General features: G+C 65.9%; 17 protein-coding genes and 3 pseudogenes. 11 read left to right on the plus strand and 9 right to left on the minus strand.

The window, feature by feature from the left end:
• The 5 genes from CQZ88_RS02285 to CQZ88_RS02305 form a co-directional block, all read right to left on the minus strand.
• Positions 1-1,095, minus strand: a 1,095-nt coding sequence (locus CQZ88_RS02285; RefSeq protein WP_258008420.1) for an acyl-CoA dehydrogenase family protein, incomplete at its 3' end; no start/stop codon positions are given.
• An 8-nt stretch (positions 1,096-1,103) separates the two neighbouring features.
• Positions 1,104-1,886 carry an enoyl-CoA hydratase/isomerase family protein gene (locus CQZ88_RS02290; RefSeq protein ID WP_006937367.1) on the minus strand — a complete coding sequence of 261 codons (783 nt, stop codon included), beginning with the start codon at positions 1,884-1,886 and terminating at the stop codon, positions 1,104-1,106.
• Positions 1,883-3,550 (minus strand): long-chain-fatty-acid--CoA ligase, encoded by a 1,668-nt coding sequence (locus tag CQZ88_RS02295; RefSeq protein WP_102799195.1) that lies wholly within the window; start codon positions 3,548-3,550, stop codon positions 1,883-1,885. The genes CQZ88_RS02290 and CQZ88_RS02295 overlap by 4 nt, the downstream gene beginning before the upstream one ends.
• Before the next feature lie 11 nt (positions 3,551-3,561).
• Entirely contained in the window at positions 3,562-4,731 is a 1,170-nt protein-coding gene (locus tag CQZ88_RS02300; RefSeq protein ID WP_102799204.1) for a thiolase family protein, read from the minus strand.
• A 32-nt stretch (positions 4,732-4,763) separates the two neighbouring features.
• Entirely contained in the window at positions 4,764-5,591 is an 828-nt protein-coding gene (locus tag CQZ88_RS02305; RefSeq protein ID WP_006937373.1) for a CoA transferase, read from the minus strand.
• A 98-nt stretch (positions 5,592-5,689) separates the two neighbouring features.
• On the opposite strand from CQZ88_RS02305, the gene CQZ88_RS02310 reads away from it, so the two are divergent.
• The 3 genes and pseudogenes from CQZ88_RS02310 to CQZ88_RS02320 all read left to right on the plus strand — a co-directional run bounded on the left by CQZ88_RS02310 (position 5,690) and on the right by CQZ88_RS02320 (position 7,100).
• Entirely contained in the window at positions 5,690-6,307 is a 618-nt protein-coding gene (locus CQZ88_RS02310) for a TetR/AcrR family transcriptional regulator (RefSeq protein ID WP_102799196.1), read from the plus strand.
• A gap of 334 nt (positions 6,308-6,641) precedes the next feature.
• A pseudogene (locus CQZ88_RS32345) lies at positions 6,642-6,686 on the plus strand (hypothetical protein); the annotation flags it as partial.
• 108 nt (positions 6,687-6,794) lie between these two features.
• Positions 6,795-7,100, plus strand: a complete 306-nt coding sequence (locus CQZ88_RS02320; protein ID WP_044476017.1) for an XRE family transcriptional regulator — start codon at positions 6,795-6,797, stop codon at positions 7,098-7,100.
• Between the two features lie 426 nt (positions 7,101-7,526).
• Here CQZ88_RS02320 and CQZ88_RS02325 read toward each other — a convergent pair.
• A pseudogene (locus CQZ88_RS02325) lies at positions 7,527-8,393 on the minus strand (serine hydrolase domain-containing protein); the annotation flags it as partial.
• 182 nt (positions 8,394-8,575) lie between these two features.
• Between CQZ88_RS02325 and CQZ88_RS02335 the strand changes: the two are divergent.
• The 4 genes from CQZ88_RS02335 to CQZ88_RS02350 all read left to right on the plus strand — a co-directional run bounded on the left by CQZ88_RS02335 (position 8,576) and on the right by CQZ88_RS02350 (position 10,967).
• Positions 8,576-9,148 (plus strand): N-formylglutamate amidohydrolase, encoded by a 573-nt coding sequence (locus CQZ88_RS02335; protein ID WP_102799197.1) that lies wholly within the window; start codon positions 8,576-8,578, stop codon positions 9,146-9,148.
• Between the two features lie 35 nt (positions 9,149-9,183).
• A complete protein-coding gene (locus CQZ88_RS02340; RefSeq protein WP_006937383.1) occupies positions 9,184-9,960 on the plus strand; it encodes a VOC family protein in 777 nt (258 codons plus the stop codon).
• A gap of 441 nt (positions 9,961-10,401) precedes the next feature.
• Positions 10,402-10,614, plus strand: coding sequence for a ribbon-helix-helix domain-containing protein (locus CQZ88_RS02345; protein WP_044476021.1), 213 nt, complete (start codon positions 10,402-10,404; stop codon positions 10,612-10,614).
• The gene (locus CQZ88_RS02350) at positions 10,611-10,967 is read left to right on the plus strand and encodes a type II toxin-antitoxin system PemK/MazF family toxin (RefSeq protein ID WP_044476018.1); all 357 of its coding nucleotides are present in this window, start codon (positions 10,611-10,613) and stop codon (positions 10,965-10,967) included. The genes CQZ88_RS02345 and CQZ88_RS02350 overlap by 4 nt, the downstream gene beginning before the upstream one ends.
• Positions 10,968-11,397: 430 nt before the next feature.
• Here CQZ88_RS02350 and CQZ88_RS30345 read toward each other — a convergent pair.
• A pseudogene (locus CQZ88_RS30345) lies at positions 11,398-11,568 on the minus strand (IS1380 family transposase); the annotation flags it as partial.
• A gap of 183 nt (positions 11,569-11,751) precedes the next feature.
• Here CQZ88_RS30345 and CQZ88_RS02360 point away from each other — a divergent pair.
• Entirely contained in the window at positions 11,752-14,010 is a 2,259-nt protein-coding gene (locus tag CQZ88_RS02360; protein ID WP_102799198.1) for an NADP-dependent isocitrate dehydrogenase, read from the plus strand.
• 477 nt (positions 14,011-14,487) lie between these two features.
• Positions 14,488-14,694, plus strand: a complete 207-nt coding sequence (locus CQZ88_RS02370; RefSeq protein WP_006937385.1) for a hypothetical protein — start codon at positions 14,488-14,490, stop codon at positions 14,692-14,694.
• Positions 14,695-15,610: 916 nt separating this feature from the next.
• On the opposite strand, the gene CQZ88_RS02375 is transcribed toward CQZ88_RS02370, so the two are convergent.
• Positions 15,611-16,132 (minus strand): hypothetical protein, encoded by a 522-nt coding sequence (locus CQZ88_RS02375; RefSeq protein ID WP_102799199.1) that lies wholly within the window; start codon positions 16,130-16,132, stop codon positions 15,611-15,613.
• A 460-nt stretch (positions 16,133-16,592) separates the two neighbouring features.
• Between CQZ88_RS02375 and CQZ88_RS30355 the strand changes: the two genes are divergently transcribed.
• Positions 16,593-16,727, plus strand: a complete 135-nt coding sequence (locus tag CQZ88_RS30355) for a hypothetical protein (protein ID WP_006937388.1) — start codon at positions 16,593-16,595, stop codon at positions 16,725-16,727.
• An 819-nt stretch (positions 16,728-17,546) separates the two neighbouring features.
• Here CQZ88_RS30355 and CQZ88_RS02385 read toward each other — a convergent pair.
• Positions 17,547-19,022 carry a glyceraldehyde-3-phosphate dehydrogenase gene (locus tag CQZ88_RS02385; protein ID WP_102799200.1) on the minus strand — a complete coding sequence of 492 codons (1,476 nt, stop codon included), beginning with the start codon at positions 19,020-19,022 and terminating at the stop codon, positions 17,547-17,549.
• A gap of 695 nt (positions 19,023-19,717) precedes the next feature.
• Here CQZ88_RS02385 and CQZ88_RS30360 point away from each other — a divergent pair.
• Positions 19,718-19,879, plus strand: coding sequence for a hypothetical protein (locus CQZ88_RS30360; protein ID WP_230304382.1), 162 nt, complete (start codon positions 19,718-19,720; stop codon positions 19,877-19,879).
• The last annotated feature ends 540 nt before the right edge of the window (positions 19,880-20,419 follow it).

Here is a 20,419-nt window from a genome sequence, read left to right on the forward strand (position 1 = left end):
CGCCGCCGCATACATCTGGGCGATGGGGTATTCCATCATGTAGCCGTAGCCCCCGAAGATCTGCAGGCAGCGGTCGATGATCTCGACCTGCTTGTCGGTGCCCCACAGTTTCGCCATCGACGCGGTCGCGGCGTCGAGGGTGCCGTCGAGATATCGCGCGATGCAGTGGTCCATCAATGCCTTGCCCGCCAGCACCTCGGTCTTGCATTCGGCGAGCACGAACTGGGTGTTCTGGAAGTCCAGGATCGGCTTGCCGAACGCCCGGCGCTCCTTGGCGTACTTGACGGTCTCGATCACCGCGGCTTCGGCCATCGCCACCCCGGCGATCCCCAGAATCAGGCGTTCGCGGGGGAGCTGCTCCATGAGCTGGTAGAAGCCGCGGCCTTCGACTCCGCCGAGCAGGTTCTCTACCGGCACCCGCATGTCGGTGAACGACAACTCGCGGGTGTCCTGCCCGTGCTGGCCGATCTTGTGCAGCACCCGGCCACGCTCGAACCCGTCGAGTCCTCGGGTTTCGGCGACGAACAGGGAGATGCCGGTGGCGCCGGCCGACGGGTCGGTCTTGGCGACGATGACCAGCAGGTCGCAGTGGGTGGCGTTGGAGATGAATGTTTTCGAGCCGTTGACGACGTAGTGGTCGCCGTCGCGGATCGCGGTGGTGCGCACGGCCTGCAGGTCCGAGCCGGTGCCGGGTTCGGTCATGGCGACCCCGATGACCATCTCGCCGCTGGCCATCTTGGGGATCCAGCGCATTTTCTGCTCGTCGGTGGCGTAGGCGGCGATGTAGTGCGCGACGATCGTCGAGTGCACGTTGAAGCCGAACGCGGTGTCGTGCGCGAGCGCGAGTTCCTGCTGGACGACAGCTTCGTGGCCGAAGTTGCCGCCGCCACCGCCGTACTGTTCGGGCAGGCCCAGGCACAGTAGTCCGGCATCGCCCGCCTTGGTCCAGAATTCGCGGTCCACGTGATGCTGCTGGGCCCAGCGTTCCTGGTGCGGGGTGGCTTCCTTGCGGAAGAATGCGGCGGCGTGCTTGCGCAGCAGCGCCTGATCGTCGCTCTCCCAGGGGGAGCGGTAGTCGGGGAACAACTCGCTCATGATCGTCTCTACCTTCCGGTGAATGCGGGGGCGCGCTTGGCGAGGAAGGCGGCTTGGCCTTCACGGCTGTCCGCGGAGCGCAGCGCGAGGTCGAAGTTGCGTTTTTCGTGCTCGAGTCCCTGCGACAGCGACGTCTCGTACACGCGCACGGCCGCGTCCTTGGCGAGGGCCACCGCCAGGGGTGAGTTCTTCGCGATGCGTTCGGCGATCGTCAGCGCCTGGGGGAGGGCCTCGCCGTCGGGGACGAGCTCGGCGACGATGCCGGCGTCGTATGCCTTCTGTGCGGAGATGGCGTCGCCGGTCATCAGCATCGCCATGGCTTTGGACTTGCCGACGGCGTGGATCAGTCGTTGGGTGCCGCCGCCGCCGGGGATGACGCCGAGTTTGACCTCGGGTACCCCGAATTTCGCGGACGTGCCGGCGATGACGATGTCGCAGGCCAGCGCCAGTTCGCAGCCGCCGCCGAGCGCGACGCCCTCCACGGCGGCGAGGACGGGCTTGCGGTAGGTGCCGAGGTCGGCCCAGATGTCGCCGCCCGATGCGGTGCGCTCACCGAGCAACGATTGCTCACGTAGCGCGTCGAAGGCGGTGATGTCGGCGCCGGCGCAGAACACGCCGTCGGCGCCGGTGAGCACCACCGCCCGCACGGTGTCGTCGTTCTTCATGTCGGCGAGTTCGGTGGTCAGCGCGGCGAGCAGTTCGGCGTCGAGGCTGTTCTTCGCGGCGGGGCGGTGCAGGGCGAGGACCGCCACCGCACCTTGCCGAGTGGTCTGCAGGACTGTCGTGGTCATCGGGTCTCCGTGTAGAGGTCGGCGTGCTGGGCACGCAGGCTCTTCTTGTCGAGCTTGCCGACGCTGGTACGCGGCAGGGCATCGACGTAGAGCACGGTGTCGGGGAGTTGCCATTTGGCGAATGTGCCGTCGAGCACCCTGTGGATGTCGGTGAGGTCGAGCTCATCGCCGTCGACCGTCACCACCAGGGCGACGGGGCGTTCCTGCCATTTCGGGTGGGCGACCCCGATGACGGCGGCTTCCTTGATGTTCGGGTGGCCGACGAGGGCGTTTTCCATGTCGATCGAGGAGATCCATTCGCCGCCGCTCTTGACGACGTCTTTGAGTCGGTCGGTGAGCTTGAGATAGCCGTGGGCGTCGATGCGGCCGACGTCGCCGCTACGCCAGTAGCCGTCGAGGAATCTGTCGGCGTCGTCGTCGAGCTTGTGGTAGCGCTCGATGATCCACGGACCCCGCAGCAACACCTCGCCCTGGCTCGTGCCGTCGTGTGGCAGATCGTTGCCCTCGCCATCGACGATGCGGATGTCGATGCCGTTGATCGGCAGGCCCTGGGAGCGTTTGAGATCCCACTTCTGCTCGTCGGAGATCTTGCCGCGCAGCGACGGCTTGAGCGCGCCGTTGACCGTCACCAACGGGGTGGTCTCGGTGGCGCCGTAGGCGTGGATGACGTCGGCGCCGGTGCGCTCGTAGAAACCGCGCATCAACGACAGTGCCGGTTCGGTCGCCCCGGAGAGCAGGCGGGTGCGCCGGAAGTCGGGCGCGTGATCGAGGGTGGTGATGTAGTCGAGCATGGGCTGGAAGATCGCCGGTGCACCGTTGGCGACGGTGACCTGTTCGGCGATCATCGCATCGACCAGCACGGAGGTGTCCTCGGCGACGTAGCGGCCGGGCAGCACGATCTTCGCGGCGCTGTAGGCGGCGGACTGCGGCAGACCCCAGCTCTGTCCGTGAAACATCGGGGTGATGAGCATGACCGCGTCGTCGCTGCGCATCCCGAGGTTCGCGGCCTGGGACAGGGTGTGCAGACAGATGCCGCGGTGCGAGTAGTAGATGCCCTTCGGGCGTCCGGTGGTGCCGGTGGTGTAACACGCGCTGTAGGTGGAGGTCTCGTCGATCACGGGCCAGTCGATCTCCGGTGCGGCGGCCTCGAGGAGATCTTCCCAATGGACGACCCCGGGCAGGGAGGTGTCGATCTCCGACATCGGCTTGTCGGTCATCACCACCCACGTCTCCACACCCGGGGTATACGGGGCGAGCGCTTCGGCGACCGGCAGCAGCGACTCGTCGACCAGCACCACCGACGCCTCGCTGTGACCGGTGACGTAGCCGAGATCCTCCGGGGCCAGACGCAGATTCATCTGCAGCATCACCGCGGCGAGGCCGGGGATGGCCCAATACAGCTCGAAATGCCGCTTGCTGTTCCAGTCCAAGATGCCGACCACGTCGGCCGGACCGACCCCGAGCGAGCGCAGTGCGTTGGCACTGCGGATGATCCGGGTGTAGGCGTCGGCGTAGGTGTAGCGGTCCCAACCGCCGTCGGCGGTGCGGTAGACGATCTCCTGTTCCGGGTACGTGCGGGCGGAGTGCCGGATCACGGTGGTGGTGTTGAGCTGGTAGTGATCGCCGTGGGTGGACGGCAGACCCTTCACGATCTCCTGTGCCATGACGGTGCCTCTCAGATGCGTTCGATGATGGTGGTGTTGGCGGTGCCGTGCGCTTCGCAGATGGTCTGCAGACCGACCCGGCTCTCGGAGCGTTCGAGTTCGCACAGCAGGTCGGTGAGCATCCGGGCGCCGGTGGAGCCCAGGGGGTGGCCGATCGCGACCGAGCCGCCGTTGACGTTGAGTTTGTCCTCGGGCACCCCGAACTCCTGTGCGAACATCAGCGGCACACCGGCGAAGGCCTCGTTGACCTCGAACCGGTCGATGGCCTCGACACTCAGCCCGGAACGCTTCAGTGCCTTGTGCGTGGCGTCGAGGACGGCGGTGAACTGGATGATCGGGTCGGCGGCGGCCACGGTCAGTGCGCGGAAGCGGGCGCGGGGAATCAGGCCGTGGGCTTCGGCGAATGTGCGGTCGGCGATCAGCAGCGCCGCGGCGCCGTCGCTGAGCTGGGACGAGTTCGCCGCCGTGGTGCGCCCGTCGGCGGCGAACACCGTCTTCAGCGACGCGATCTTCACCGGGTCGAGATGGTCGCGGATCCCCTCGTCCGCCGTGATCGCCTCGCCCGCAGAGTTGTGCGGATCGGCGGTGATCGGCACCAGCTGCTCGCGGAATCGACCGGCGCGGGTAGCGGCGAGGGCGCGTTCGTGGCTGCGGATGCTGTACCCGTCGAGTGCGGAGCGGGTGAGCCCGAACCGCGCGTTCATCAGCTCCGACGACGGGCCCTGCGCCATCAGACCGCCGTCGTAGCGGGCGAGTTCGAGAGGGCCGTACTGCGGGCCGAGCGGGGCCCCCGGCCGGAACGCGGACGGCATGGACACCTGCGACATCGATTCGACACCGCACGCGACGGCCAGATCGTAGGTGCCGGCCATGATGCCCTGGGCGGCGAAACTCACCGCCTGCTGACCCGAGCCGCACTGTCGGTCGACGGTGACCGCGGGCACCGATTCCGGCAGCCCGGCCGACAGGACGGCGTGGCGGGCGATGTTGGAGGACTGCTGGTCGTGCTGGAGCACGCAGCCGGCGATGACGTCGTCGATCAGCATCGGGTCGATGCCGGTGCGCTCGACCAGATGCCGCAGCGTGTGGCCGAGCAGGTCGGCCGGGTGCCACGCACTGAGGACTCCGCCTCGTTTGCCGACGGGGGTGCGCACCGCGCCGACGATCACTGCTTCGCGCATGGTGGTGGTTTCCTCCTGCAGGTGGGGGTTGGTCACGCGGCGACGATGCGCGTGAGGGGAATGTCGGCTTTGACTGCGAGCTGTTCGCAGTCGTCGACGGTGTGCGTGCCGAAGAACCGTTCGAGACCCTCGTGGGTCAACTCGTCGCCGAGGACTTCGGCGAGGCGGGTGGCGAAATGGGGCTCGAGTGCACCCAGCGCCACATAGCCGTCGGCTGCCCGGTAGATCCGGTAGGACGGCAGGGCGCCGCCGAGCGGGGCACCGGTGCCCATGAGTCCGTGCCGAACCGCGGCACCCGCATCGGACGCCGCGTGGTCGAGGACGACCCGACGGCGCCCGCCGCGTCCGGTAGCGGTGCGTTCGAGAAGAAGGAGCACGGCAGCAGACACGGCGCGTTCGGCGCCGAGCAGGTCGGCGACCGGAACGGTGGGCATCGACGGGGGAGTGAGGGTACCGTACGCGGCCTGGTAGTTCAGGTCGTGTCCGGCGATTTCCTCCAATTCGCCGTCGTATCCGACGATTTCGACATGGCCGAGGCGAGGAAAAGTCGCGGTCACCTGGTCCAGACCGAGGCGCTGCGCAGCGGAGGGACGCATCGCGGTGACGAGCAGGTCCGCGGAGTCGAGCATGCCGTCCAGGCGGACGCGGGAGTCGGAATCCTTCAGATCCAGCACCACGATGTCTTGGCCGGCAACCAGTTCTGCATACCAGTGGGGGGCGACGCCGGCGAGTGGGTCACCGGCCGGCGACTCGACCTTGGTCACGCGGGCGCCGAGTCGGTGGAGGCGATGGGCTGCGAGCGGGCCGGGCAGGTTGGGGGCGAGGGTGACGACATCGATGCCGTCGAGAATGCGGGTCATGGGGAACCTTCCCATCAGGTACTATACGAATGTATAGCATACGGGATGACTGTATAGGAAGAGCTACGGCGCTATGCTGCTGAGAAATGAGGAATCGGATGGAGCCAGGACACGACCCGCGGATGAGTACGAACGATCTGACCGCCAAGGCCCGCATCCGCAACGCCGCCCTCGATTTGTTCGGCACCAAGGGCGAGGACGGCACCTCGATGCGTGCGATCGCGTCCGCTGCGGGGGTGACCGTCGGTCTGCTCGTGCACCACTTCGGCACCAAGGACGGCATCCGCGCCGCCGTCGAAGACCACGTCGTCGACCACTTCGCCCACGCCATCGCGCACGCCCCGAACCAGGGCACACCCCAACAGATCGCCACCGCCCGCGACGCCGCGGTGGCGCGCATGCTCGACGCGCATCCCGAGGTCGTCAACTACATGCGCCGCGCCCTGCTCGAACCCGGCGACACCCGCAACACGCTCCTGGAAAAACTCACCGATCTCACCCGGCGCGAGGTGGTGGCGTTGCGCGAGGCCGGCCTCGCCTCGACCGACCGCCACGAAGCCACCCAGATCATCGAAACGATGATCCGCCAAGTAGGCCAGCTGTTCCTGCAGCCGATGGTCGACGCCATGTGGGAAGACCTGACCCCGCTGCGTACGCCGGGCCAGGAGAAACCGGCCCTCACGGTTACCGTGCGGAAGGCGACCTCGCGCCCCTGAACGCGCGCCGCGAAGGCGATAGCCGACCACTGCGTCGGTCAGCTCCAGCGACGTACCGTCGGCAGTCTCGATGCGTCTTTGCCTCCGCGAACCGGAGCTATCGATACATGTCCGAAAAGCGCTGGAGCATGAGGCGTGGCCGGCGCATCCGGTGACTCTCCCCGCCTATCGGGTGGCCGCCGCGGACACCGTCACCGGAGAGGGAACCCGAGCCTTCGCGTTGGCGACCCGGCGCACCGTCTGGTGACACTCGGATACCGGCACCGGAGGCCAGCCAGCCCGATCCCGGCGGCGACGACCTGGTGCGCGCGACCATGGCCGATCGGAGTTGCGCGTGCTGTTCGCGTTCGACCCGCAGCGCAAGGCGATCTTTTTGGTGGCCGGCGACAAGGCCGGGAAGTGGGACAAGTGGTACCGGGTGAACATCCCCCCGTGCCGACGATCGCTTCGACGGTCACCTGAACCGACTCGAAGGGAAGTGAGATCGATGGGCATCAGCCTCGAAGACGTGCTCGCCAAGCGCCCGGTGCGACGGAACCCGGTCGAGGCGCGCAAGGCTCGGATGTTCGACCAGGTCCGCGCCTACCGACTCAAAGTGTTGCGCAAGGCACAGCCTCTGACCCAGAAGCAGGTGGCCGAGCGGCTAGAGGTGGGGCAGAACCGGGTCTCGACCATCGAGCGCGGTGAACTCGACCGTATCCAACTCGACACACTCCGTCGCTACGTCGACGCGGTCGGCGGCACGTTGCGTATCGAAGTCGAACTCGGCGACGACCGGTTCCAGATCGCGTAGACCGCATGGCTGGGGAAGGTGTACCTGCGTTCCCCAGCGCAGCAGAAGTGGGAGAATGCCTCTCCGTCGAGCGCGCGACAAGCCAACTGAAGCCATCCAGCGCTGGGTTCCCTCGTGGGCACAGAAGCGCTCCGTCGAATAGTCCGGTGGCGGAGCGCAGACTCCGGGAGTGTCGGTTGACCATCGGTCAGTTCGAATCTCAGCCGCGGGCCGTAGGAGAGTGCACCCTAGATCGAGCGTGCATGCCGTGCGCGGCCCTCGTTTCGGTGTCGTCTCGGTACAGGCGTGTCTCGCGGTGACCGTCTCGCTGAGGACGTCGTAGGTGGCGCGCAGGTACTGCTCGCTCCGGGACGAGCCGATGATGCCCGGCCCCATCTTGTTCATCACGTAGGTGAACGTCATTCGGCGGTCGAGGTCCATCACTGTCATCGATCCACCCCATCCACCCCAGAAGCAGATCCGGCCCTCCGGGATGCTCGGCGTGGTGTCGGGGCGCGGCAGCGCGTAGCCGATGCCGCGCCGGAACGGCACACCGAGGACGAGGTCGACGTCGTTGTTCTGCTCTTCGAAGATCTTGTCGATCGATGTGCTGTGGAGGAGGCGGACGCCGTTGCTCTCACCGCCCAGCGCGATCGTCGAGAGAATCCGAGCGAGCGAGCGTGCGTTGCCGTGACCGTTGAGGGCCCCCATGTAGGCGTGCCGCCACCCGGGAGTATTGGCGGCGTTCGCGTCGGCTACCGGTCCCGTCATCGTCTTCACCATGACGCTGTCGGGATCGAGTGCGGCGAGGTCGATGTCGAAGGGGGGCGGTGCGACGATCTCGGCGAGACGGCCCCAATCGTTCTTGCGGGCGCCGATCTGGAAGTCGGCACCGAGCGGACCGGCGATGTGTGTGGTGGCGAACTCCTTGAACGGCTGACCGGTGATGCGGCGGACGACTTCTCCGACGAGGTGGCCCTGGTTGTTGGCGTGGTAGCCGACGGCCGAACCCGCCGGCCACCACGGCGTTTGCTGCGTGAGCAGGGTCGTCGACTTGTCCCAGTCGTACATGTCCTCGAGGACGAAGGGCTGCTCCCAGCCCGACACCCCGGAGGTGTGGGAGAGGATGTGCCGGACCTCGATGTCGCTCTTGCCGTGGGCGGCGAACTCGGGCCAGTAGCGCGCGACGGGTGCATCCAGGTTCAGCTCGCCGGCGTCGACGAGCATCAGTGCCGCCAATGCCAGGACCGACTTCGTGCTCGACCACACGTTGACGATGGTGTCCTCGGTCCACGGCGTGGACCGGGCCTGGTCGCGGAAACCTCCCCCTGGTTCCGGTCCTCCTCGGGGAAGGTCGACAACTGTTCGACCACCTCGGTGGTGATCACATCGAACTCGACCTCGTCCGACGGCTCGAGGACCGAGACGTCACCCACCTCTGCTACCGGGTGCGCCGACCCGAGGAGGCCGCGTGAAGACGCTCGTAAGGCCTGCGTATGAACACTTTTTCGATCCTGCCCGGTCACCCGTCGTCACCGGTGATCCTCCACGTCGCTCATGCCTCCCGCACCATCCACCGGAGATCCGTGCAGCGTTGCTCCTCGACGACGCTGCTCTGGGCGCCGAGCTCGACGAGGCCACCGACCGGCACCGACCTCATCGCCACTCTCGGCGCCGACTACGCCGAAGTACGGCCGTGGATCGTGTGCAATGCCTACTCCCGGCTGGTCGTCGACCCGGAACGGTTCCCCGACGACTCCGAACCCGCCGCCGCGTACGGCCGCGGCGCCGTCTATACCCGCACCTGCACCGGCACACTCTTGCGTCAGGAATCCCTGACTGACGCCGCCGCTCTGTTCGACACGTATTTCCGGCCCTACGCCACCGCCGTCTCCGAACTCGTCACCGGCCGCATCGCAGCCTGGGGACGTGCGGTGATCATCGGCGTGCACTCCTACCCGCCGCGTCCCTCCGGATTCGAAGACCCCACCCTGGCCCGACCGGTCGGTTCGCGACGCGCGACAGTCAATCGGGTGGCTCTTCCGTCGAATGTCGGTGCCGCGGGCTAGCGTCGAGTGGGTGTCGACCAGGCGGAGGAGTAGCGATGAGCGCGGTCACGACGAATCAACCTCTCGGCACCCCCACCTGGATCGACCTGGGCATCCCGGATCTCGACCGGGCGATGGCCTTCTACGGGTCGGTCTTGGGTTGGGAGTTCGACGTCGGTCCCGAGGAGTACGGCAGGTACACGATGTGTCTGCTCGGCGGCAAGAAGGTCGCCGCGCTGATGCCGAATCTCGACGAGAGTGCGACCGAGTTCTGGTGGAACGTCTATCTGGCGACCGACGATCTCGATGCCACGGTCGCTCGGTCCGTAGAGGCGGGCGGCACGCTGCTGACGGGGCCGATGGACATCGCCGACCAGGGTCGGATGGCGATGGTGCGGGATCCGTCCGGTGCGCAGTTCGGCCTGTGGCAGGGACGGGCACACGTCGGTTGCGAGCTGGTGAACGAGCCGAACACGTTGTTACGCAACGATTTGGTGACCCCGAATCCCGGTCCGGCGCGGGAGTTCTATGCGGCGGTGTTCGACTTCACCCTGGACGGGAACGACGACCTGCCCGGCGTGGACTTCACGTTTCTGCGCAGACCGGATGGGCACGAGATCGGCGGCATCGTGGGCGATGCGTCCGCGTCGGCGTCCTTTTGGGGCACGCTCTTCCAGGTCGTCGATGCCGACGCGGTCGTCGCCGCGGCTCGGGCCGGTGGGGGTACCGCGGACGATCCGACGGACATGCCGTACGGGCGGACCGCGGAGGTCACCGATCCGTTCGGTGCGAAGTTCACGGTGGGTTCCCCGCTGCCGGGTGTACAGGGATAGACGCTCCTGTCGGGCTACCCGCCGGCAGCTGGTGCGTGCTCGGTGGCGCCGAGGGTGATCGCCACCGCCGGCCGGGGTGCTCGGACGAGGCGGCAGCGCGGCTGCACGACGGCCCGATCAGCTCGGTCGTGCGATGACGCCCAGATCGAGCTGCGCGCGCTGCCCCTGTCGCGACCGACCACTGGCGTCCTGTCGAGGTGGTGACGGTCCCCGAGGAGGGGCCTGCCGGCACGCGTGCGCCAGCGGCAGGTCGGCCCTTGATGAGAAATTCTTGCTCGTGGCGCGTTTGTCCGGGCGTGGATTCGGCGTCGTTACGGTGAATTTTCGCTGCACGAGGACTGGTTCGCCATCCTCGGAGCATCTGCGCATCGTGGGCCGACTGAGATGCCGGCGGTGGGTTCCCGCTTTTCCTGCTTGTTCATACTGGAGTATGATTACAGTATGACGACGAGGTTCACCATCAGTTTGCCCGACGAGGACGCTCGCGTCCTCGACGAGTATGTTCGCGACCACGGTTTGGGTGGCCGGTCGGCAGGGATTCGCGCCGCGCTTCGGATGCTCGGGGAGGTAGGTCTCGAGCGCGATTATGCGGCGGCTTTCGTCGAGGGTGGTGTCGAGGACGACTGGGACGTCACTTCGGCAGACGGCGAATGATCCGCCGGGGTCATGTGCACTGGGTTGATCTTGATCCGGCGCAGGGGAGTGAAGCGGCCAAGCGTCGACCCGCCGTTGTGGTGAGTAATGATCGCGCCAATGCGACGGCGGAGCGACTCGGTCGGGGGGTGGTCACCGTGGTGCCGTTGACGAGTAACACGGCACATGTGTTCGCGTTTCAGGTTCTCGTCGAACCTGACGAATCGGGTATGCCGCGTGAGTCGAAGGCTCAGGCGGAGCAGGTTCGTTCGGTTTCGGTGCGTCGTCTCGACGGTGACCCGGTCGGGAAGCTCTCGACGAGAACGCTTGCCGCGCTCGACGACGCTCTGCGGCTGCATCTCGATCTGCCCTGAGTCGCGTCCCTGCGGTCGGTCCGACGGTTTCCTATCCTGCCGCGCGGCCCTGCGCACGGTGAACTCGGAGAAGTCCGCGAGAGGCGCAGCGCTCTCAACTCTTTTCTCTTCTCGCTCAGGCCCCGGTCTGGGGGGATCGTGACAACCCGTCAAGGACCGATGTCGGTGACTGCGTTGGCGATGAGCGGCGTGCCCCCGGGTGCAGACCGCCAGTATTGATGCTGTGGTGTGCCCGGGCAGCGTGATTGCAGTTGCGGTTCTCCTAGCGCACGATGAGTGTCGCAGCGCTTCGCCGTACGCCTGCTTCGCGGCGCGCACCGAGTTCCGGCCGGGAGCGATGTGCTTCGGATCCGCTGTGAGACAGGATGTTCCGTCCCCGTCCCCGTCCCCGTCCCCGTTCGCCAGGGGCAGTTGAGCATCCCGTCGTCCCAGTGACCGGAGCATTGGCGGAAGTAAAGGCGGTGTAGGTGGTTTCGGCGACCCCGGCATCGGAGATCCACGCTCCGGTGTCCGGGTCGCGGCCCGCTCCCGGATGTTTCGCCGGGGCCCACGCATCGTCGGCAATCGAGTCGGTGGCGCGCTGGACTGCGGCGTTCTTGGTCGCGAGCGGCTATGACGTTCACGGTAGAGCGTCCAGCAGGCCGTCGGAGCCTGTCAGCGGAGTTCGCGCTACCGGCGGGTAAATATGGTTCTTGTGTTCTCGCACGTAGCCTGATAGTCGATGTGATACCGCACGCAAGCACTTCGTGAAGCGGACCGAACTGACGTGGGAGACGAGACAAGAATGAGCGCCGATAAGCAGTCGACCATCATCTACACGTTGACCGACGAGGCACCGTTGCTCGCGACCTACGCCTTCCTGCCGATCGTGCGTACCTTCGCTGGTGCCGCCGGCATCGAGATCGAGTCCAGCGACATCTCGGTGCCGGCGCGGATCCTGGCCGAGTTCCCCGACCTCCTTACGGAAGAGCAGCGCGTCCCGGACAACCTTGCCGAGCTGGGTCGTCTGACGCAACTGGCCGAGACCAACATCATCAAACTGCCCAACATCAGCGCGTCTGTGCCGCAGCTCCTGGCCGCCATCAAGGAACTGCAGGGCAAGGGCTACCAGGTCCCGGATTTCCCGGACACCCCGAAGACGGAAGAGGAGCGTGCCATCCGGGAGCGCTACGGCAAGATTCTCGGCAGTGCGGTCAACCCGGTCCTGCGTGAGGGCAACTCCGATCGGCGCGCACCCCGGGCGGTGAAGGAGTACGCCCGTAAGCACCCGCACAGCATGGGCGAGTGGTCGATGGCCTCACGCAGCCACGTCGCACACATGCGGCACGGCGACTTCTACCACGGCGAGAAGTCGATGACGCTGGACCGGCCGCGCAAGGTCCGGATGGAGCTGGTGACCGAGGGCGGCGAGACGATCGTCCTCAAGCCCGAGGTGGACCTGGGTGAGGGCGACATCATGGACAGCATGTTCATGAGCAAGACGGCGTTGCTCGACTTCTACGAGGAGCAGATGGAGGATGCGCGCAAGACGGGCGTGATGTTCTCCCTCCACGTCAAGGCGACGATGATGAAGGTCTCGCACCCCATCGTCTTCGGCCACGCGGTGAAGACCTTTTACAAGGATGCCTTCGCCAAGCATCAGAAGCTGTTCGACGAACTGGGCGTCAACGTCAACAATGGTCTCGGCGACCTGTACGACAAGATCGAGACGCTGCCCAGCACGCAGCGCGACGAAATCAATCAGGACCTGCACAACTGCCATGAGCACCGTCCCGAGTTGGCCATGGTCGATTCCGCCCGCGGCATCTCGAACTTCCATTCACCCAGCGACGTCATCGTGGATGCCTCGATGCCGGCGATGATCCGCTCAGGCGGCAAGATGTACGGCGCCGACGGAAGACCCAAGGACGTGAAAGCGGTCATGCCGGAGTCTACTTTCGCGCGCATCTACCAGGAGATCATCAACTTCTGTAAGACCAACGGCGCGTTCGACCCGACGACCATGGGTACCGTCCCCAACGTCGGGCTTATGGCGCAGAAGGCCGAGGAGTACGGCTCGCATGACAAGACTTTCGAGATTCCAGAGCAGGGCGAGGCCAACTTCGTCGATGTCGCCACCGGTGAGGTGCTGCTCACCCAGCAAGTCGAGGCGGGTGACATCTGGCGCATGTGCACTGTCAAGGACGCGCCGGTCCGCGACTGGGTCAAGCTCGCGGTCACCCGGGCACGCAACTCCGGTATGCCGGTCCTGTTCTGGCTCGACCCGTACCGCCCTCACGAGAACGAGTTGATCAAGAAGGTCGAGCTGTACCTGCAGGATCATGACACCGAGGGCCTCGACATCCAGATCATGTCGCAGGTGCGCTCGATGCGGTACACGCTGGAGCGGCTGATCCGCGGGATGGACACTATCGCCGCGACCGGCAACATACTGCGTGACTACCTCACCGACCTGTTCCCGATCCTCGAACTCGGTACGAGCGCCAAAATGCTGTCGATTGTGCCGCTGATGGCGGGCGGCGGCCTTTACGAGACGGGCGCCGGCGGGTCGGCGCCCAAGCACGTCAAGCAGTTGGTGGAGGAGAACCACCTGCGCTGGGATTCGCTCGGTGAGTTCCTGGCGTTGGCCGTAAGCCTGGAGGACCTCGGCATCAAGACTGGCAACGAGCGCGCCAAGATCCTGGCAACAACGCTCGATGCAGCGACTGGCAAGCTGCTGGAGACGAACAAGAGCCCGTCGCGCAAGACCGGCGAGCTCGACAACCGGGGCAGCCAGTTCTACCTCGCGATGTACTGGGCGCAGGAACTTGCCGCGCAGACCGAGGACCCGGAACTCGCAGAACAGTTCGCCCCGCTGGCCGAGACGCTGGCCAGGGACGAGGACACGATCGTGCGGGAGCTGATCGAGGTGCAGGGCGTGCCGGTTGACATCGGCGGCTACTACAAGCCGGACAGGGATAAGACCGTGGCCGTGATGCGGCCGAGTCAGACCTTGAACACCGCGCTGGCGGCCGTCAACCCTGAATCCGGAACTGCACCGTGACAGGTAGACCTGCATCCTTGTGAGTAGGGTCCGCCACTCCACGGCCGGTGTAACCGCGGGTCGTCGAGCAGCCCCAAGAATGCACGGGCAGAGGGGAGGTCGACTGGCCCCCCAAACGGAGGGCCAGTCGACCTGCTCGCGTAGTACGCGGACGACGGCCAGCATTGGCACGAAATCACACCGATGAGAATTGAGTTGACGAAGTTTGTCGATCATCAGATCGTTTGCGCTAAGGACCGGTACATTCCGAGGTCAGGCGCGGCAGCGCATATCGAACGTCAGTAGTCGCCCGGACTGCTCGTTCCGTCGAACGAGTCTGGCAGGACGCCCAGGGGTGATCGTTGACCCCAATGACGGCCGATGCCCCGAGAGGGCGGGGTGACCTTGGGCGACTCGCCGCCCGAAATCGCGTCGATCGCGTGAGGGACCGTATTAACTGGTATACGGAAGCCGAAACGAGTAGTGGAGGTCAGGCACATGGCTGGTATCGCCTCGAAGTTCGACAAGGCCTACGAAACCCTTCCGGTAGAGGAGCTCGCGAAGGCCCCGGTCGCCGCACTCAAAGGTGTGAGCGAGTCCGACGCCGAGCACCTCAAAGCCGCGTTCAATATCAAAACCGTCGGCGATCTTGGCACCAACAAATTCTTCCTCTGGGCGCAAGCAGTCGCGAAACTTGCCGAATAGATCCATTCTCGGTACCGCTCATTCGTGGCATAGGAACCGACGCGTACCTGACCTGGAATGCTACGCCCTGGTGAGCGTCGTGTTCGACACGCCCAAACGGTCGAGCTGCGCACGACTGAGGTGTGCTCCGGCGGTGTCACCGTGAAGATCGGTGTGACCCACCGCTCCGGCTGAACGGTACATCGAGTGTCAGCACCTCATCCGTCCGGGCCGAGGAGGTGCTGACACTCGATGTCCCGGACGTCGCCACCACCAATCGGTGCAGTACTTTACTTAACGTAATATAGGTTATCGGCATTTCGTTTCACAATGCGCCACAACAGTTTTCGTGCGATACCGGTGAAGGAGCTCGCGGAAAACGAGGTGGGGCGAGTGCACATGCACAGTCGATCGGCAGTGCTGGCGCAGCCCCGGCGCTGTGTGTCGCCGTCGACGCTGCCAGAGCGATCGGCTGGGACGGTCCCGGTTCGGAATGAGTCTGAACTCGCGTTCCTGCGCGACGTGTAGCGCCAGCGTCATGGCATCGCGTTCGACCCGGCGTTACGTCCAATCCCGCTGCACAACAATACTATTGATGGATAACCGGAATTATCCATCATGGACAATCACGAGTTGCAGAAGACGCGAACCCGTGACGTCCACCATCTTCGGACGCTATGACACGTCCCTGTCGATCGCTCACAAGCGTGCTGAACTGCGGCTTCGTGCCCGGCTGGTGCGCCCCGAATCCGCACTGGTCTGATGCTGCACCCTCAAAGGGGCGTACTTGCTGCCGACGGCCCTCACCTGCACCTTTCTGGCCTGGTGCTTGCACCAAATCTGTCTGTCTGGCACTGTGATGAGTGCACGGGGCATTAGCTCCGGTGAAGTGGACCCGGCAGCCTTCCGGACGGTTGGTGAGCCGGGTTTCGCGTTTCTACCGCACTGCCACGGTCTTGGTGATCAACGGCCGGACCCGGGCAGGCCATTCGCCGCCCTTGGCCAGACACCAGGCGACCGCGTCGGGAATCCACAGCATCGGTTCCTGCTTGGCGCGCAGATGGTGATACGTCAGCCGATCCCGGATCCCGTGTTTGCCGGTGGCGTCGAACAACGTGCGGCGATCGGACTTGACGGTGGAATCGTCCTGCTCGAGCACCAGACGCGAGACCGACAGCTCGGCAAGGTCGTCCACCAGTGCCTCGAGGCATCGTGGGCGCCCGACCTTGGGTGTCAGCCCGGTCGCGTCGTAGACGTGCACCTGCACGTCCAATGTCTCCAGGGCCGAGCAGATCGTGCGTCGGCGGGCATCGCGCTCGGACTTGAAGTGGATCCGTTCCTGACCCTTCATTCTCAGCGCCGTCAACGTTCTGCGCGCCTGATCGGGCGCCGACGGATCCGCCACTGCGGCCACCACCAGGATGCCGCGGACGGTGTTCTCATCGACGAAAGCGTGCACGAGAGGTCAGCCTAGAGCGACGCCACTTTCCCCTTCCGGATCCCCTTCGATGCGCACCGGAGACAGGTGCGCACCTCGAGGGCCCGCATCTCTCCACCCGCGTACTTTCGATTCGCTCACTGCCGACACGGCGCAGGAGGTCGACCGTCCTCGGGCCTGCCGACTGTCACCGGTCCGGGGCGCCGGGGCCGGGCGCACCGCTCGGGCCTTCGCGCCGGCATCCCGGGACGCCCCGGATTGATTTTCTGCACCGAGTGCCGTAAATGTGGTTGAAGGTTGCACGACCGTCGCCGTCGACTCGGCGAGGCCCGCTGCCGCGCACCGCCACCCCCTGCCGGCGGTGCGCGCACCTCGGGCCGACGAGTCGCCCCTCCCGGACGCCCCGCCTTCCCCTGGGGCGGGGTGTCCGGGCCCTCCCCGTCGCCAGGCGGCCACTCGCAGAAGGAAGAGGCACGTTTTGATGATCTCCACCCTGGTCCTCCGCCCGGTGGCCCGCACCCTTGCCGTCGCGCTGATCTTCGCCGATACCGTCCTGGCCACCCGGGTGCCGCCGCTGCCCGATTGGGACGACGCCGGCCATCCCGCCCGCTACTGAACACCCACGGCCGTTCCGAGTACCGCATCCTGCTCCGAACAGACCTGCATCGCACCGACGCCGCCGTGGCATACCCCGCACTCCGATCGATGACACGCGCTGGCGGACACATGCGTGCGCTGCATCCATGCCACGAATGCAGCATTCGCATCGCAGCGGACCGGGCCTACGGCTCGACACCGCCGCCCCGGGTCTTCGCACTCGGTGGGCGCTTGTGTCGCCTGCGGGCCGAGGCGCTCGCCCCGGCCCGCAGCGCAGCCGCGTTCGTACTCGCTCGCAGCCCTGCTGGGCGTGCTTGCCCGGCATGGTTGACCGGAGCTCACGGGCGGCATTCCTGCTCCCCCGGCTCGATGCTGCGTCGCAGGCAGGGCCCTCAGTTCTGATCGTCCGACGATGCGAAACGAACGTCCCGCCAGAATTCGCACCGCAGAGCCAATGACCGGTGCTGATCCCACTCCCGCAGCGCCGCCACATACCGGGCATGTGGGGCGGTGTCCCGTTCGACGCTGAGCTCGAGAACGGGAAATCCAGCCGCCGCATCGCTTCGGCGACCCTCACCCGGACCGCTCGGCCGGTGAAGTCCTCGAACGGATGCACGTGCAGCGCAGCTCGACCGTGGCGTGGGAGTCCTTCGGCGGTTCGCCTTCCGGAACCGTGAATCGCCAGTACGTGACAGGCGACAGTTCGTCCGTCAGGACGTGCGTGCCCGATTCAGCCCGGTATACGCTCGTGGTGCCGTAGAAGAACTCTCCACGATTCGGTCCCATACCGCTGCTGCCACGGCATTCACCCCGCAGACGACCCCTCGCAGGTGCGATGTCACTGGGCAGTGGCAGGCGAACCGACCGGCTCCACGGCAGCGCTGCCCGTGACGGGATAGACGGCGTACTCCACGCCCGAGAGGTACTGGACGGTACGCACCACCTGGCATGAGTAACCGAACTCGTTGTCGTACCAGACGTAGAGAATGGCGGTGTCACCGTCGACGATTGCCGCGTTGGCGTCAATGATGCACGCCGCGCGTGAACCGATGAAGTCGCTGGACACGGCGTCGGTTGCCGCGGTGTAGTCGAGATTCCGACTCAGTGCGCCTGTCAGCGATTCCTGACGAAGATGTTCGAGCACTTCATCTTTGGTGGTCTCACGCCCCAGCTGAAGGTGGAGGATGGCGACGGAGACGTCCGGGGTGGGTACGCGGATCGAGTTGCCAGTGATCCTGGCCTGAAGGCCGGGGAGCGCCTTCGCCACGGCCGAAGCGGCACCTGTTTCGGTGAGCACGAGGTTGAAGGGCGCCGATCGGCCGCGCCGATCGGCCTTGTGGTAGTTGTCCAGCAGGTTTTGGTCATTGGTGAAGGAGTGCACGGTCTCGACGTGGCCTCGCGCGACACCGAACTCGTCGTCCATGGCCTTCAGTGGCGGGACAATGGCATTGGTGGTGCACGATGCGCACGAGACGATGTTCTCGGTCGGGTCGAGGTCGCGGTGATTGACGCCGTGCACAATGTTGGGCACGTCGCCCTTGCCGGGCGCGGTGAGCACCACCTTGGCCACACCCGGGCGGAGGTGCTGCGACAGCCCGTCGCGGTCGCGCCAGATCCCGGTGTTGTCGATCAGGATGGCGTTGTCGATGCCGTACTCGGTGTAGTCGACGCTCGTCGGATCGTTGCTGTAGATGAACTTGATGACGTTGCCGTTGGCGATCAGGGTGTTGTTCTCTGGGTCGACCTTGATCGTGCCGTTGAACTGCCCGTGGACCGAGTCGCGACGCAGCAGCGAGGCGCGCTTGGTCAGGTCGTCACTACCTCCCTTTCGGACCACCACGGCGCGCAAGTTCAACCCATTTCCCGAGCCGGCCTTTTCGATCAGGAGTCGAGCCACCAGTCGACCGATGCGCCCGAATCCGTACAGGATCACATCCTGCGGCTGCGGAGACGTCGGAGCGGTACCGGCCAGTTCGGCAAGACTGCGTGCAACGAACTCAGGGATCGACACTCCGTCGCCGTTCGCCCGGTAGTTCATCACCAGCAGTCCGAGATCGATCTTGGAGGGCCGGAGGTCGAGATGCGTCAGTGCCTCGAGGAAAGGGAACGTCTCTTCGACGGACAGCTCGTCGCCGCTGATCTGTCGGGCGAAACGATGGGTTCGCAGGATGCTGATGACCGACTTGTTCACCAGGGAGCGGCTGTGAAGCAGAATGGTCACCGAACGCGTGCGGTGTAAGCCACCGATGATCGGGATCATCGCTTCCGCAAGAGCCTCCTCGGAGTTCCACTGTGCCAATTCTGCTGTGCTCACTGTGCTCCTCTGCCTTTCCGGCTCGTAGGACACGTCCGGTGGTTGGATGCCGGCCCGGACGAGACGCACGTCACTCGCCGGTCAGCGTTCCGGATCGGTGGAACAGTTCACGACCGACGCCGATCAGGACGTGCGCAACACCAAGCATATGGAAGCGCTCCCTCGGATCGACAAGCCGGTCGCCGAAACCGTCCCGGGGCGTGGAGCTGCCGCCTCACGCGAAGAATGCCACGGACAACCTGCTGTCCTATCCATCAGTAGCAGCAGGAGGAGGCTTCTTCGTGTGAGTGAGCGGCGGCGGCGCACAGCAGCAAGCAAGCAGAGGCCGATACTCCCCCTCGCTGCGGTGCGGACGCAGGTCACATCCTGGTGGATCAGATTCGGTCACGTTCCAGCGGGCGCACGCGGGAAGGCGCATGTGCGCGCCCTCCGCGACCATGGCGAAGAAGAGCGGGGCTCAGGCTCGACGCATGGGCTCATGTCGGCCGTAGCCGTCCCGGTCTGTCCGTCGATCGCGTGCGGGGCAGTGGAGTGCTAGACCCGGCCGCCGCGTCCGAGGCGATGGCCGCAGTGGCTCGGAGCCTGCACGGATCGGAGCGAGTGGCAGCGTTGACGGTTACCGGGTCTTCGCCTACGTCGACGTCCAGGGACCGGACGCAGGGTGCGCGTTCGACGCCGCCCGCGAGGAAGCGGCGTTGCATCCGCTGTCCGACACGCGCCTGCTCGGCCTTGTCGAGCAGGCACTCGAGGTCGGCTTGCACCCGACGAAGCTGCGCACCCTGTCCGGCACGGGAGTCGGGATCATGCGACGCGACTTCGGGGTCGAGTTGCCCGCGCCCGGCAACGACTGCCTCTGACAGCGCAACACAGGCGAGGCTCCCGGAATCCCTGGTTCCGGGGGCCTCGCCCGTGGCGTAGGAACGTCGTTCCGGCACGAGCCGGAATGACGTTGGCGCCACCACTACCGCGTCCAGCACAGCCGGGCGCGTACGGTCGCCACGTCTCGCACCTCCAGCACGAACACCACCTCGATCCGATCGCCGGTCGGTCGCCGGACGGCACCAGCAAAGATGCCGTCGTGGCGCTGTTCGCTGCCGCCGATCCGGCCGGATTGATCGGCTGGGACGGTCCCGGTCCTGAACCCGTGTTCCCACGCCAAGCGGGCACAGGCGCGATGGCACCTTCCTCGCCCGTCGTTCCGTCCAACTCTGCTGCACCGCAACATGAGTGGTGGGTAATCGTGCTTATCCACCACACCTGGTGGGGGGCTCACCGGCCTGCCGTCGAGCAAGGACCAAGCGTCACGCCTCAGAACATGTCGATGGTGTGTGGGCTCGAGGGGTTCAGAGTCCGGGTATCGGGGGCAGTTCCGGTAGGGGGAGCGGCGGGGGTGGGGG

The organism is Rhodococcus sp. ENV425 (assembly GCF_002887785.1).
Classification (GTDB): Bacteria; Actinomycetota; Actinomycetes; order Mycobacteriales; family Mycobacteriaceae; genus Rhodococcus; species Rhodococcus aetherivorans.